Genomic DNA, 13,286 nt, shown 5'->3' with positions numbered 1-13,286 from the left:
TTTATGTGGTCGCTGAGCGCCTGGCGCCGTCGCCGCACCCTGGCCCGACACCCGCTCGACCCGCAGCGCTGGCAGCGGGTGCGCGAGCGCCTGCCGATGCTCGATGGCCTGAGCGAAGAAGAAGACCAATGGCTGCGTGAAGCCTGCGTATTGTTCCTCGATCACAAGCACCTGACCGCCCTGCCCGGGGTAGAGCTGGACGGCGAGCAGCGGCTGTTTCTTGCCGCCCAGGCGCAACTGCCGCTGCTGCACCTGGGCGAGCTGAACTGGTACCAGGGTTTTCACGAAATCATCCTCTACCCCGACGACTTCGTAAGCCCCCAGCGCCATCGCGACGCCAGCGGCATCGAACACGAATGGGACGGCGAGCACAGCGGCGAAGCCTGGCAGCAGGGCCCGGTGATCCTGGCCTGGCCTGGCGTGCTGGCCAGTGGCGGCTGGGAAGGCTACAACCTGGTGATCCACGAACTGGCGCACAAGCTCGACATGCTCAATGGCGATGCCAACGGCCTGCCGCCGCTGCACAGTGACCTGCGCGTCAGCGACTGGGCCCAGGTCATGCAAGCGGCCTTTGACGACCTCAACGCCCAGCTCGACCGCAACCCCGACGCCGAAACCGCCATCGACCCCTATGCCGCGGAAAACCCGGCAGAATTCTTCGCCGTCACCTGCGAATACTTCTTCAGCGCCCCGGACCTGCTCAACGACGCCTACCCCGCGGTGTACCAGCAATTGCGCGGCTTCTACCGCCAGGACCCGCTGGCCCGCCTGCAGCAGTTGCAGCGCCACCACCCGCATTACCAGGACGCGCAGGACTGAGCCTGCCGGACATCCGCCCGGGCGTGGCAAGCACGCTGGAATGTGCCTATAATCGCGACCAATTTTTGGCCAAACATGGGGGCACTGCCCAATGAGCTACAGCAAGATTCCGGCTGGCAAAGACCTGCCGAACGACATCTACGTCGCCATCGAGATTCCAGCCAACCACGCGCCGATCAAATACGAGATCGACAAGGACAGCGACTGCCTGTTCGTTGACCGTTTCATGGCTACCCCGATGTTCTACCCGGCCAACTACGGCTACATCCCCAACACCCTGGCCGACGACGGTGACCCCCTCGACGTGCTGGTTGTTACCCCGTACCCGGTAGCGCCAGGCTCGGTAATCCGCGCCCGTCCGGTCGGCATCCTGAACATGACCGACGACGGCGGCGGCGACGCCAAAGTCATCGCCGTACCGCACGACAAACTGTCGCAACTGTACGTCGACGTCAAAGAATACACCGACCTGCCAGCCCTGCTGATCCAGCAGATCGAGCACTTCTTCGCGAACTACAAAGATCTCGAGAAAGGCAAGTGGGTCAAGATCGAAGGCTGGGATGGCGCTGACGCCGCCCGCGCTGCGATCACCAAGTCGGTTGCCGCTTACAAAGGCTAAGCAAGCGCTTGAGCAAAAAGCCCCGCACACGCGGGGTTTTTTTATGTCTGGCTGAAAAATTTCCTACAGCATCCTAAGCCAACGCCTGTAAACCGATCACATTCCCCGGCAAAAGAAGAACTTTGCGTTTATTTCCCGCAGCCGATAAGCCCACTAAACTCGGGCCTCATGAATACATCCGGTGATCGTCTCAAAGCGCTCCTGAGCGAGTGCAACCTGTCCCCTTCCGACTTTGCCGCGCAGCGCAAGGTTACGCCGCAGCACGTCAACAACTGGTTCAAGCGCGGCGTGCCCCTGGCCCGGCTGGATGAAATCGCCGAACTGCTGTGCGTGCGCAGCCGCTGGCTGCGCAACGGCGAAGGCCCCAAGCACCCCAACCCCTTGCCGCGCCTCAACAGCCAGGCCGCCCGCCCAGGCGTTGAAGGCCCCGATGCCAGCGCGCTGGCGGCACACAGCTACAACGACATCCAGGTGCCGTTCTACAGCATCCAGACCCGCCAGCTAAAACCGGTCGAAGACCGTTACCTGCGCCTGCCGCTGCGTGCCCTCGACGCCGTCGGCGTCGACCCGGGCGATGCCCTGTGCCTGAGCATGCCCGGGCACAACATGAGCCCGCTGCTGCCACGCGGCACCACCCTGGCCGTCGACCGCAGCCTGACCCGGGTGGTCGAAGGCGAAATCTATGCCTTGCTGCACAACGGCCGCCTGCGCATCAACAGCCTCAGCCGCCGCGCCAACGGCGCCTTGCGCCTGCACAGCCAGGACAGCGACGAATACCCCACCGAAACCTACAGCCCGGCACAACTGAAAACCCAGCGTCTGGAAGTACTGGGCTGGGTATTCTGGTGGGGCCACCTGCGCGACAGCCGCCCGGGCTGAGCACCGGCCAGTGATTTTTTGCTGGGCATCGCCGGCCAATCCCAGTATGCTACGCCGCACATTTAGCCCGACGGCCCAGCCCGTCCGCGGCCCTGGCGCGGCACTCCACAGCTTGCCCGCCACCTCCCGGCCCCAGCGCCGGAGCAACGATTTTAAGGCGGTTGCGGCTTACCAAAAATTAGCCAAGCCCGTCCCCGGAAGCCGGCCACAAGCCGGCTTTTTAATTGTCCGAAATAATCCTATCCCATCCGAAAATCCTGCCGATAGCCTAGCTATCATGCGCGTTTCAGGCGCTCCCGTGTCCGATGGTGTTCAACGCCATTTGACCTCATCCGACGATGAAGTGGGGGGCCCGATGGGGGGACGAGGGACGACAGGGGAAATCCAATGGGTAAGCTGAATCCTAAACAAGTCGAAAACCTTACCGAACCCGGCACCTATGAAGATGGTGATGGGCTTCGCTTGGTCGTCAAACCTACCGGGCGTAAATCTTGGTTGCTTCGCTACCAACTGGCAGGTCGGCGAAGGGAGATGGGATTGGGCTCATTTCCTGAGGTAAGTCTCAAGAAAGCTAGGCTTGAAACCAGTGCCAAGCGCAGCCTACTAAGCAACGGAATAGATCCGCTAGCTGCCCGTGATATCGAACGAGCAGCACAGCGCGAAGCTCAGAAAGCCAGTGAGGCGAAACAGCTAAAATTTGAGGCCATCGCGAAAGACTACTGCGATGCACACAGCGCCTCTTGGTCGGATAAGTGGCGCAAAGGCTGGTTACGCAAGCTTGAGCTGTATGCGTTTGAGCACATTGGTAGGCTTCCTGCTGATGAAATTGACACACCTCAAGTACTTAAGGTCCTTCAACCTATCTGGCAGACCAAAACCCGCACAGCCGATGAAGTGCGCGGTCAGATTGAGCAGATTCTAGACGCGGCAAAAGCACGCGGCCTACGCCAGGGAGAAAATCCAGCTCGCTGGCGGGGACACTTGGACAATCTGCTCAGCCGTGCTGAAAAGAAAAAAGCCCGAAAACGAGAGCACTTTGAAGCTCTGCGCTGGCAGGATGTCCCTGCCCTAATGGCCAAACTCAGAGCAAGCACCGCGCCAGCGTCGTTGGCCGCTCAGCTCCTGATAATGACAGGCGCACGCGCTCACATGGTGAGATTCGCACGTTGGGACGAGTTCGACCTTAATGCAGCCACCTGGTCTCTTCCTGAAGAGCGCATGAAAATGCGGGTGGCCTTTGTAATCCCACTACCCGATCAAGTCGTGGAGCTAGTTCAAAGAATTCCGAGAGAATCAGGATCCCCCTTTATTTTCCCTGGCCAAGGCAAGACAGGGGTAATGCACGCCAATGCCATACGCACTCTGCTACATGGCATGGATTACAAACATATCACCCGACACGGCTTTCGATCCTCATTTCGTGACTGGGCAGGCGAATGCACAAATTATCCTCGCGAAGTATGCGAAATGGCGCTTGCTCACGACGAACGCGGCCAAACCGAAGGGGCATACTCTCGCTCCGATTTTCTCGACAAGCGACGCGCACTGATGATCGAATGGGCCAATTTCCTAATTAAAACTCAGGCTCAGCCAGCAGTGAAAAGAGAGGAATAAATGCTTTTTAAGGATTTGTCCAAAACTTCACCAGAGGTAATTATTTCAAGAACTTGGGAGTCTCTTCGTGACACGCACGAAAACCTATTTGAAAACTCCCGATTCGATGAATTCATCCTAGCACTAAGGGAGAGCATAAAAAACGGCGATATTACCGAGGCCTTGCTTGACGACCTGAGGCTGCAACATATCGCTGCCAATAAAATGAGCGCAGAGTATCCTTTCCTTTACGCTTGCATTCTCAACGAATTGGCACAGCAGGCTATTAGCTCTGGAGATCATAATCGAAGCTGGCCTTTAATTACTCATGCTAGCGCAAGCGCAGAAGGTGCTGCTACCCATGCGTTCTATAGCACGGTAATAGACACCACAGCAGCTCTAAATCATCGTAGAGCGATGGCAGGTGCAAATGCCCGCAATGCTAAATTCCAAAAAGTGAAAGACTACGCTTTAACTCTCATGATAGAGAAACGTCCCAAACACGGCTGGGACGACTTCATGCACGCGGCGGAATCAATCAAAAATGAACTAGGTAATTTTATCGACATGAAGAAAATCGGCCTAAGAAAAGAGCTAATTACAAAGACCCTACGGAGATGGCGCAAAGATGATGAGATCTTTCGGAGAGCCATCGCCGAAATTATTCCCTCGCTCAAACAGTAGAAACACCACTCTCAGATGCGGGCGACTGCCTAGGGCGCCCCATCTTCTTACTATCTCTTTTAGGCATTTCACCACGACCAAATGTCCGAGCCTGCCCCTCAGTTGCAATCCGTATGTAATACTCTATCTTCGTAAGGTAAAGCGCCGCTTTTTGTAGATTTTTACGCATGCCTTTATCAGTGTGCTCAATCATGCCAATCCCACAGGCGCGATAATTACCCTTTGCACGATTACAGTTATAATACACCCCCTTCCCGCCTGTAGCTCTTTCAGCCCAAAGCTCACCAATAGTTCTTGCCCAAGCGACATCTTCACGCAATTTTGAGCCATCCAAAAAAAACATACAGTGATAATGATAAGACTTAGACAACCCAAACTCCAATTTCCACGCGTGGCCTAGAAAAGTTTTAGCTGGTAGCTTACGCCGCAACAATCTTAATAATTTTTCGCGATGCTTTTTTACCTCATCAAAACTTAGATCTTGTCGAAAACCTCTTTGAACCAGTGGCTTTGAGTAACCCAAGTCAACTCTCAAGACTAGCACTCGCGACCGCTTCTCGAAAATAGCCTCGATATAATTAAGCAAACCTTTGTAGTTTTTATTTGAAAGCCGACGATGTGCATTTTGCTCAGACTTAAATGCACCCCCTCTCACGATGGATCTTATACGCTCAACCACGTTATTCAGAGACTCTATAACCGCCGAAGGACTACCATCAAAAAGTCTAAGACTCCTGCGATAATAGAAAGCCCTGGCATACTCCTTAGTACACTCAAAAAAAACCCTTACGCCTGGAGTGAAGTCATGGATTGGATAGTAACGCTCTATTTCCTCCCATGCCCACACATTCATTAATAATCGCTTCCCAGGCTTTGTCAAATCAGCCCTAGCCACCCCATGACTGATTTTTTCATAGAAATGGACTTCATCACTAGCAGATATTTCCTTTACCAACCTTTCTATATCTTTGATTTTTAGTACAGCGTTTCTCTCACCACCAACAGCCATAACGTTAGCATTGTAGGTATCGAAATACGTAATTGTACTTTCCAACAAAGCCGCTTCAACAGACAGAAAATCTTTCTTCTTCATGCTTTAATCTTTATCCGATTCCTTAAATGCCTGTGCTCGATACGCCCAGGCTTATGCCCATTCTCCATCGACCAATAAAGCGACAGCAACCATGATACTCACCGCAGCAGAATAACACCTCCTGTCTCACAGGCATTGACACAACAACCAATCGCTAACACCCAATTAACACCTAACAACCTAATAACAAATAATCCAGAACCCCTGAGCTAAACGCACCACGACAAAACTAAGCCACCCACTCCATAAGTCAAAGCAAAGCCGTTAGATTAATAGACAATTAAAACAATAACTCTCTGTCGAGTTAGTGCAAATCTAATCATTCAGTATTTCCGCGATGTGCCCCATCCATCTTTGATCGAATCCAGTCATTGACGCTCTCCTCCAACCAACCGACAGCTGAACACCCAATTTTCATAGGCTTAGGAAACGTACTGTCGTAACGAGGAGAGTCAACATTCATCCGGTCATAAATAGTGGATCGCGATAAACCAATACGCTCCTGCACTTGTCTTAGCCTAAGCACCCTCATAGGTGCGTGAGCTTTTGCATCCATCATCAACCTCCAGCCAGCCGAATTAGCTATGGGGCAGACTGTAAGCGATCACCCAAGGCGCGTGCAGAAAGGTGCTTACGTAAAAAAATACGCTAAGCAAATTACCTCAACAATTCCTGACATAAGAACTAACCCGACTACAACCCAACCTCACAAAAGAACCAACCAGTACAGTGATTAGAGAACCAACCCGACCACATTCAAGCTTCAATATCCAGCACACCAAACAAATTGAAATCAGTGACAGGCCTGCATAAAACCATATTTAAAAATATTTCAAATACTAACTATTCAAAGCGAACCACCGCACTTCTCAATCACTACAAACACTTAAACAAATTAGGGAAACCACATGTACAACTTATGCCCAAATTGCAACTCCAGTCGTATAGCAACAAAGAATCTCGGAAAACAAACAGGGGGATTAATTGGTGCAGCGGGCGGTGCTGCTAGTGGTGCCGCTGGCGCTATGTCCGGCGCAGAAGTCGGTGCGGTGCTAGGCGTGGTCGGTGGCCCAGTAGGGATAGCAATTGGCAGTATTGCTGGCGCTCTTGTCGGTGGACTGCTTGGCGGAGTAGCTGGCGGCATAACTGGTGCCACGATTGGCGAACAGGTTGATGAAAAGATTCTCAACAACTATCAATGCCTGCATTGTGGTTACAGCTTTAGCATCAAGAGTTAAGTTTTTGGGAGCAGCCGTCGCTTTTGGTGAAACGGCCTTATTTCCGCTCATTCGTCAGGGACATCTCACATGGCTCATTTCATTGAACAAATGGCTTACATTGGCGTAACCCCGTGGCATGGCCTGGGAAGACGCCTTTCCCCGAAACAACCAATCGAAGTATGGCAGCGTGAAGCTGGCATGGACTGGAAGATCCAAGACAGCCCGGTACATTTCAAGTCCAACAGCATCGGTGCTCTGGGATCAATTTATACCTTCCCTGAACAGAAGGTACTTTACCGATCCGACACCAAGGCTCCATTGTCAGTAGTCTCCAGCCGGTATCAGGTGGTGCAGCCCCGTGAAGTACTGGAGTTCTACCGGGACCTCACTGAAGTCTCGGGGTATGAACTGGAAACAGCCGGGGTGCTGAAGGGGGGGCGCAAGTTCTGGGCTTTGGCCCGTACCGGGCAAAGCACAGTGCTGAAGGACAACGACCAAGTGGATAGCTACCTTCTGCTAGCTACTTCCTGCGACGGCACCTTAGCTACTACCGCCACTCCAACTACCGTACGTGTAGTCTGCAATAACACGCTGGCCATCGCCTTGGATGGGAGCAATCGTGCGATCAAGGTTCCACATAACACCCGCTTCGATTCGCAGGCAGTGAAAAAGCAGTTAGGCATTGCCGTCTCGCAATGGGACGAGTTCATGTACCGCATGCGAGCACTGACTGAACGCAAGGTGCAGTGGCATGAAGCAATGAGCTTTTTCATGAACGTGCTGTGTGATGTAGCTCCTGATGACAAACTGCCCGAAGCCCTTCCAAACGAGCGGGCATTGCGCAGAGTCCAGGGGCTGTACGAAGGCGGAGGTCGGGGAGCTTTACTAAAGTCCGCCCAGGGGACTGCATGGGGCTTGCTCAACGCTGTGACAGAGTATGTCGATCACGAACGTCGAGCGCGCAGCATTGAGTACCGCATGGATTCCGCCTGGTTCGGACATGGTGCGCAGATTAAGCAAAGGGCGTTGGACGCGGCGCTAAGACTCGCTGCTTGATATCAGGCCTCTGGCTATCCAGCCAGTCAATTACCCGAACGATCAACCTCAGAGCCCGGCTTCGGCCAGAAGCACTGAAGGCTTCCGATCAAGGGCGTTCGCAATTCGAAGGATGTTAAGAAAGGTGACGTTTCGCTCGCCGCGTTCGATTTTCCCCATGTGGGAACGATCGATTTCAGCTGCATCGGCCAGCGCCTCCTGCGACAGGCCAAGAGCGACGCGGTGAGCGCGCACTACAGCCCCCAGACGGACCAAATCGCGATTTTTATCATGACTAACGGAGACTCTTCCCATGCATTGAATCGTCACGCTATGATGCGTTTACGACCACGGCATTTACGACCCATTTTTACAAATCTGTCGCCTCTGAGATCTCCGGGGCGTCCTTGAATCCAAGCTAGCCCACCCACCACCAATAAAGGAATAATTGTGGAAACCTTCGCTAAGACTGCACTCGCAGCAACCATTTTCTTTGCAACGCAAGCCTACGCAAACGGACATCCAGAGTTCGACCAATACCAAACTTCTGACGTAATTCTTTGTGAAAGCACTGGCCGAGTGATGTATGGATTTCCACTTACTCTCTGCTTAGAAGAGAGCCGTCCTGGCAAACACGTAGTGCGCTACCAGAACCGTGAGACGGGTGAAGTAACCATGAAAGAAGAGGAGACATTCGAGTACTTACGTTGCTCAAAAGCACAAGACAAGTGCACTGACAGCGATAAAAACTACAGGGGTAAGTTTACCGCTCCTAAAGATGCATTCTACGCAGTATTTAAAGACTTTTATGTGTACCCAGGCACAGACGGCAAAGATTATGCTTATAAAACTGGGACAGGCCCTTTGTTTGGTGGTTACGCTGCTGGCGGAGGTGCAGAAAAGTCGCCCCCCAGACAACTAACCGCTACCCCAACAGCAAATGGGACTTATGATGTATGGTGCGATCCACAGGGTGACTCCTGTTCGATAACCATTGATGGGGGTGACGACATGGTAAGTCGTGAACGCCTACCAGTATATGTACCAATGGCAACAGCGGCGAACAATTGCACATTAGAATTCTGCTACAACTCCAATCAGGACGTAATCGGTCTCAACCCTGAGTATCATCTCTGGAAAAAGTAAGAGATTGAAATAGGGAGCCCAACACGCAGCCATACATTATCCTGGCTCGGTATTAAGGGGCCAGGATAATGTAAAATCGGCGAAAGTCTACTTTAATAGAAGAATAGGAGACGAACGAGGGGATGGCACCCCGGGATAAGAGGCGAAGCATACTTTTTGCCCTTTTTCAGGGCCATGCATTCCATAAAAACTAGTTAAATGGAAAAAGCGGCTTTCATTATCTACATCCCGAATAAACCCAGCAGTAGCTGTTCCTCCTCCGGCATAAGACATTGGATATTGGGTGATATATCCTAACTTTCTAGCACCGCTGGCATATGTTAGAGAGTTGAAAGCGCCAAGCAAATCTTTTGCTGTAGGCCGATCAGCAGGATCAACAGCTAGGCACTTAGTTATGATATCCCAGAGGTTACCCTCAAGATCACGGGTGTCAGGATATTTTCCAAACCAAACAGGCTTAGTAAGTTTGAACGTCCCGGCTTGATATTTTGCGACATTCATAATCGCATTTCGTCCCGTACCAAAGGGAGGCGCGCCATTAAGTAAGTGATAGATAACACTACCAAGCGCCCAAACATCCATTGGCATGCCTGCACTCTTCCAGTCGTCCCAGCACTCTGGCGCCATATAAGGGACAGCGCCCAACAATGTGTTAGACGTAACAAGAGTAGACTCGTCCTCAGCAAAAAGCTCCATCTCTGCCGCGATTTCGGACTCTGCTAATTTAGCGATCCCAAAGTCTGTCAACTTAATTGACTCAATTGATGGATCAGGCGACGTCATGATGTTACTTGGTTTCAGATCGCGGTGACATATACCTACGCCGTGAGCTTCGTGAAGAGCTTTGGCAACATGGTGCGCTACATGAGCACACAGATACGGATCTAAAAAGTGAAACTCGTTGGCAAGCCGCTGCCCCAAATCTAGTCCAGGAATAAACTCTTCTACCAAGAATGTTAACGAATCATCCTCGTAGTAATCTAGCGTGGCTGCAATATTAGGGTGATTGACTCGCGCGCCCATCTCAGCACCACGACGGAAGCGACGGTCTTTAACACCGGCTTTCGGAATCTTTAGCGCAGCATGCCGCTCCAGAGTTTGATCGAAGCAATAATAAACCTCTTGCATCCCGCCAGCCGCATGATAATTTAAAATTTGGTAGCGACCAACCAACACTTCTCCGGCGTTAAGACGATGCTGAATCACAGGATAACCTCAGGATGCGAAGATGAAAAAGTGACCCATGAACGTTGAGACTTTCGTTCAGGCTTACCAAAGGTCAGAACACAAGCTTCGTGCAACTCCATACCAGGGACCGCATCCCTATTATTAACGTAGACATCCCCTGCCACACCAGTAATCTCAAAGCTGACACCGGTATAAGCGACACTCAGCTCACCTACGCCTGATATTTTCATAGTTACATTTCTGTTTCCTTTGTGAAGCAGGTAAACCTTACTACCGTACACAAAGGTGCCCCTATGTTCATCCCGTACCAAATGCTTGTGGATCACATCACAAACCTGTTGTGCAGATGGACGACGACGTGGATCTACAGCCAAACATGCGTCAATTACGTCAACGACCTCTTGCGCCAGTCCCCCTCCCATAGCTGAGTTTATTGAGGGTGCGTCCGCTGTTTGTTGCGGAGGAGTCTCACGTAATACCTTAGGCAGCTTAGCGGTAGCCAGTGCCCAGGCACATACGCCTAAAGCATAGACATCCATTTCTTTGGTTATACAAGCTCCTGGCACGAAAAGCTCTGGCGCAGCATAAACTAATGTGCCACGATTCAAAACAGTGTGGTAGTTATCCCCATCAACCGAAATACCGAAGTCAAATAGTTTTACAATACCAGAAGATGAGCCCTTAATATTATCCAGCTTCAAGTCTCTATGCACGATCCCCGAGCCGTGCAGGACAGATAAAGCTTGTGCGATTTGATAAACCACCCTCAGATATTCGGTAGGGTTAGCAAGCGCTTCGAGATGGAAGTCATCAAAGGACCGACCTTTCAAGTGTTCAATTATAATACCTTGAACCTTACCATCATCCCCCTTGATAACGTCGTAGATCTCAACAATATGCTTAGACCGAACTTTAGCTAGCATTTGTATCTCATTCCGAAGCTGCGCATCATCGTTTCCCGAATGCAGAAACTTGAATAACACGTCGCGACCAAGAAATGTATCTCGGACTGGTTGAACGCTTCCGAATCCACCGCTAATCAAAGTCTGAGTAAGCGGCACATATCTGCTGGTTAAGTTTATCATCTGATTCCGTTCAGCTATCTGATTCTTTTTTTGGTGTTGGCTCGATGGAAATTTCTAAATCTGCTCGCGGATCTTTCTTTCTGGGTGACGGCGCATCTTCTACAATTTTGAAGTCTAATTGCTCCGGTGTTTTTGGCTCGCCTTTAGCTTTAACATATTTTTTTCTCAGAGCCCTTCGTATATCTGCCTTCATAACTGGCTTATCTTTCACCTCAGGAATAGAGTATCTTCCAGGTGAGGAAAAAGAAGAATCAACTAACACCAGCTTTGTATTGCCAATCCAAACACTAACCTTTGGCGAAGTAATCGAGAAATCATAGGCCACACTAAGTGTCGCGCTTATCCGCTCCACTGCAATCAACGACGCGTTATCAATGCCACCGCTCCAATTTGCTACTGACAAAGCCCTGGTTACTACGTTAGCAGCAGTTGGCGCCTTTTTTACTACAGCATTAAACCCGTCTTCCGCCCCCTTCCAGGCTCCGTCGGTCGCAAGTACGGCACCATCAGGAAAGAGCTCTCTCCCCAGCAACTTAATACGAAGATCATCACTAGTACGCCCAGTCTCTCCTATAGCCTGGGAGAGACTTCCTCCTAACCCTCTCAGTCGCAGAGCCGAAGGATCTTTGAGCGCAAACTCTGACAACTCATTTTCCAAGGTGTCATCTCTGCTAACCTGCATGAGTTTATCTTTTTGAGGCGACCATGCATAAATACGACTATCACCTACATTAGTAGCAATAATATCGCCATCCCCGGCAGCAACTAGCACACTTAACGTAGTAGCACCGCGCCCTTGCAAAATATCTCTAACTCGGTCATCAACCCGCCTAACCAATCTAGGGACTAGAACCTCTAATGGCTGCCTGATGCTCGTATAAACCAACTCATCTAGAAATACCGCTAACGCTATTGACGCAGCGACATCCCCCATATCAGAGCCACCTACCCCATCGCAAACCAGCGTGACGAAGTATTCAGTACCATTAGCTCCATGGACTTTAGCAATAGCAACCCGGTCTTCATTTCTCTGCCTAACAGACCCGATTGAAGTACCAATAGCCACAGATAGTTCAGGTATAGAGAGAGGTGACATTGTGCTCCACGATGCACGCGCAATCTCGGAGTACAGCTCCTGCCCGATTTGAGAAGAAGAAACTTTATGGATATCTAAGGGATAATTCATGTATTCACTGACTTAGGCCAAAGTCCCGACGGGTAGATTCATAGGCCGCGCTACTGCACGACTTACTAACCATGCAGAACCGGGTTAACTGTGGCTTGGCGATGAGTTCAGACGACTCGAACTCGAGGCCAATATGATCCGATCTCTTGCTTACAGAAGAAAATGGCGGAGGTCTTTGAATTATTACGCTCAAGCTCACATCCTTATGTCTACTGGGTGGGGCCAATCCTACCTTTAGCATTGGGGCATCTCAGTTCAAGATTGTGCGTCGTTACGCTATTGGAAAAGACAACCCACCATTTGAGCCCTCTTGGCCAACCGATAGGGTTGACAGCTTAGCAAATTCCCAGTACATGGCAATTTATTCTCGGTCACATTTTGAGTCGCACCGGCGATCAGGTCGGGGCGTGCAGTGGTCAATTTTGCCCGGTCCTCAGCTAAAATCTACTCTCGGTAGACTCCTCGATAGGTTCTCTAAAGCGCCGCTGAAGGGCAGAAGGCCGATGCAGCCAGGCGCGACTACCAGCTTCGTCTACGCACCATTAGCCCGCCAAACTACCTTTAGTATCGAGAATCTAACCTACTCAAGCGCCGCTGCAATCGCTTGGTCTTCCCTCGAAGGTGAAGGCAGCCAAGGAAACCTCTCATGGTCTGAGCTGTTACCTCGCAGCTGGCATTAGCAGGTAAACTGCACCTGAGAGAAGGGTGAGCAACTGCGCCCCATCGCGCCGCCTAAGTG

The 13,286-nt window shown here is 51.3% G+C and carries 14 protein-coding genes; 8 read left to right on the top strand and 6 right to left on the bottom strand.

The features are described from left to right. Positions 1–3: 3 nt before the first annotated feature. The 5 genes from BLR26_RS06485 (at position 4) to BLR26_RS06465 (ending at position 4,594) form a co-directional block, all read left to right on the top strand. Positions 4–819 carry a M90 family metallopeptidase gene (locus BLR26_RS06485; protein WP_093379141.1) on the top strand — a complete coding sequence of 272 codons (816 nt, stop codon included), beginning with the start codon at positions 4–6 and terminating at the stop codon, positions 817–819. A 91-nt stretch (positions 820–910) separates the two neighbouring features. Further along, positions 911–1,438 carry an inorganic diphosphatase gene (ppa, locus tag BLR26_RS06480; RefSeq protein ID WP_007933577.1) on the top strand — a complete coding sequence of 176 codons (528 nt, stop codon included), beginning with the start codon at positions 911–913 and terminating at the stop codon, positions 1,436–1,438. Between the two features lie 168 nt (positions 1,439–1,606). Next, on the top strand, positions 1,607–2,317 hold the full coding sequence (locus BLR26_RS06475; protein ID WP_093379139.1) for a LexA family transcriptional regulator: 711 nt from the start codon (positions 1,607–1,609) through the stop codon (positions 2,315–2,317). Between the two features lie 387 nt (positions 2,318–2,704). Beyond that, entirely contained in the window at positions 2,705–3,931 is a 1,227-nt protein-coding gene (locus BLR26_RS06470; protein ID WP_093379137.1) for a tyrosine-type recombinase/integrase, read from the top strand. Then, on the top strand, positions 3,932–4,594 hold the full coding sequence (locus tag BLR26_RS06465; RefSeq protein WP_093379135.1) for a hypothetical protein: 663 nt from the start codon (positions 3,932–3,934) through the stop codon (positions 4,592–4,594). It abuts the gene before it with no gap. Here the strand turns inward: BLR26_RS06465 and BLR26_RS06460 are convergent. After that, positions 4,584–5,687, bottom strand: coding sequence for a YagK/YfjJ domain-containing protein (locus BLR26_RS06460; protein ID WP_093379132.1), 1,104 nt, complete (start codon positions 5,685–5,687; stop codon positions 4,584–4,586). The genes BLR26_RS06465 and BLR26_RS06460 overlap by 11 nt on opposite strands. Before the next feature lie 319 nt (positions 5,688–6,006). Then, complete coding sequence (locus tag BLR26_RS06455) at positions 6,007–6,219, bottom strand: helix-turn-helix transcriptional regulator (protein WP_256326768.1); 213 nt, start codon at positions 6,217–6,219, stop codon at positions 6,007–6,009. 376 nt (positions 6,220–6,595) lie between these two features. On the opposite strand from BLR26_RS06455, the gene BLR26_RS06450 reads away from it, so the two are divergent. Next, positions 6,596–6,925, top strand: a complete 330-nt coding sequence (locus BLR26_RS06450) for a hypothetical protein (protein ID WP_093379126.1) — start codon at positions 6,596–6,598, stop codon at positions 6,923–6,925. Between the two features lie 69 nt (positions 6,926–6,994). Beyond that, complete coding sequence (locus tag BLR26_RS06445; RefSeq protein WP_093379122.1) at positions 6,995–7,963, top strand: DUF932 domain-containing protein; 969 nt, start codon at positions 6,995–6,997, stop codon at positions 7,961–7,963. A gap of 48 nt (positions 7,964–8,011) precedes the next feature. Here BLR26_RS06445 and BLR26_RS06440 read toward each other — a convergent pair whose 3' ends face one another. After that, positions 8,012–8,257: a helix-turn-helix domain-containing protein gene (locus BLR26_RS06440; RefSeq protein ID WP_028699128.1), complete on the bottom strand. Its 246-nt coding sequence runs from the start codon at positions 8,255–8,257 to the stop codon at positions 8,012–8,014. 135 nt (positions 8,258–8,392) lie between these two features. Here BLR26_RS06440 and BLR26_RS27070 point away from each other — a divergent pair, with 135 nt between their 5' ends. Then, positions 8,393–9,088: a hypothetical protein gene (locus BLR26_RS27070; RefSeq protein ID WP_143013257.1), complete on the top strand. Its 696-nt coding sequence runs from the start codon at positions 8,393–8,395 to the stop codon at positions 9,086–9,088. Positions 9,089–9,175: 87 nt separating this feature from the next. Here BLR26_RS27070 and BLR26_RS06435 read toward each other — a convergent pair whose 3' ends face one another. The 3 genes from BLR26_RS06435 to BLR26_RS06425 are packed head-to-tail and all read right to left on the bottom strand — an operon-like array spanning position 9,176 to position 12,547. Further along, positions 9,176–10,294 carry a serine/threonine-protein kinase gene (locus tag BLR26_RS06435; RefSeq protein ID WP_256326697.1) on the bottom strand — a complete coding sequence of 373 codons (1,119 nt, stop codon included), beginning with the start codon at positions 10,292–10,294 and terminating at the stop codon, positions 9,176–9,178. Further along, the gene (locus BLR26_RS06430) at positions 10,291–11,361 is read right to left on the bottom strand and encodes a serine/threonine-protein kinase (protein ID WP_093379112.1); all 1,071 of its coding nucleotides are present in this window, start codon (positions 11,359–11,361) and stop codon (positions 10,291–10,293) included. The genes BLR26_RS06435 and BLR26_RS06430 overlap by 4 nt, the downstream gene beginning before the upstream one ends. A gap of 10 nt (positions 11,362–11,371) precedes the next feature. Continuing rightward, on the bottom strand, positions 11,372–12,547 hold the full coding sequence (locus BLR26_RS06425; RefSeq protein ID WP_093379107.1) for a PP2C family protein-serine/threonine phosphatase: 1,176 nt from the start codon (positions 12,545–12,547) through the stop codon (positions 11,372–11,374). Between the last annotated feature and the right edge of the window lie 739 nt (positions 12,548–13,286).

Origin of the sequence: Pseudomonas sp. UC 17F4, from assembly GCF_900101695.1 — a bacterium.
Taxonomy (GTDB): Bacteria; Pseudomonadota; Gammaproteobacteria; order Pseudomonadales; family Pseudomonadaceae; genus Aquipseudomonas.
The sequence above is the reverse complement of the archived record's forward strand: the minus strand, read 5'-3'. Positions and strand labels throughout refer to the sequence as shown.

Bases quoted from the DNA above. Each gene is read 5' to 3' on its own strand.
- BLR26_RS06460 (WP_093379132.1), bottom strand. From the start codon at position 5,687: ATGAAGAAGAAAGATTTTCTGTCTGTTGAAGCGGCTTTGTTGGAAAGT.
- BLR26_RS06465 (WP_093379135.1), top strand. From the start codon at position 3,932: ATGCTTTTTAAGGATTTGTCCAAAACTTCACCAGAGGTAATTATTTCA.
- BLR26_RS06440 (WP_028699128.1), bottom strand. From the start codon at position 8,257: ATGGGAAGAGTCTCCGTTAGTCATGATAAAAATCGCGATTTGGTCCGT.
- BLR26_RS06485 (WP_093379141.1), top strand. From the start codon at position 4: ATGTGGTCGCTGAGCGCCTGGCGCCGTCGCCGCACCCTGGCCCGACAC.
- BLR26_RS06425 (WP_093379107.1), bottom strand. From the start codon at position 12,547: ATGAATTATCCCTTAGATATCCATAAAGTTTCTTCTTCTCAAATCGGG.
- BLR26_RS06445 (WP_093379122.1), top strand. From the start codon at position 6,995: ATGGCTCATTTCATTGAACAAATGGCTTACATTGGCGTAACCCCGTGG.
- ppa (WP_007933577.1), top strand. From the start codon at position 911: ATGAGCTACAGCAAGATTCCGGCTGGCAAAGACCTGCCGAACGACATC.
- BLR26_RS06475 (WP_093379139.1), top strand. From the start codon at position 1,607: ATGAATACATCCGGTGATCGTCTCAAAGCGCTCCTGAGCGAGTGCAAC.
- BLR26_RS06455 (WP_256326768.1), bottom strand. From the start codon at position 6,219: ATGAGGGTGCTTAGGCTAAGACAAGTGCAGGAGCGTATTGGTTTATCG.
- BLR26_RS06430 (WP_093379112.1), bottom strand. From the start codon at position 11,361: ATGATAAACTTAACCAGCAGATATGTGCCGCTTACTCAGACTTTGATT.
- BLR26_RS06450 (WP_093379126.1), top strand. From the start codon at position 6,596: ATGTACAACTTATGCCCAAATTGCAACTCCAGTCGTATAGCAACAAAG.
- BLR26_RS06470 (WP_093379137.1), top strand. From the start codon at position 2,705: ATGGGTAAGCTGAATCCTAAACAAGTCGAAAACCTTACCGAACCCGGC.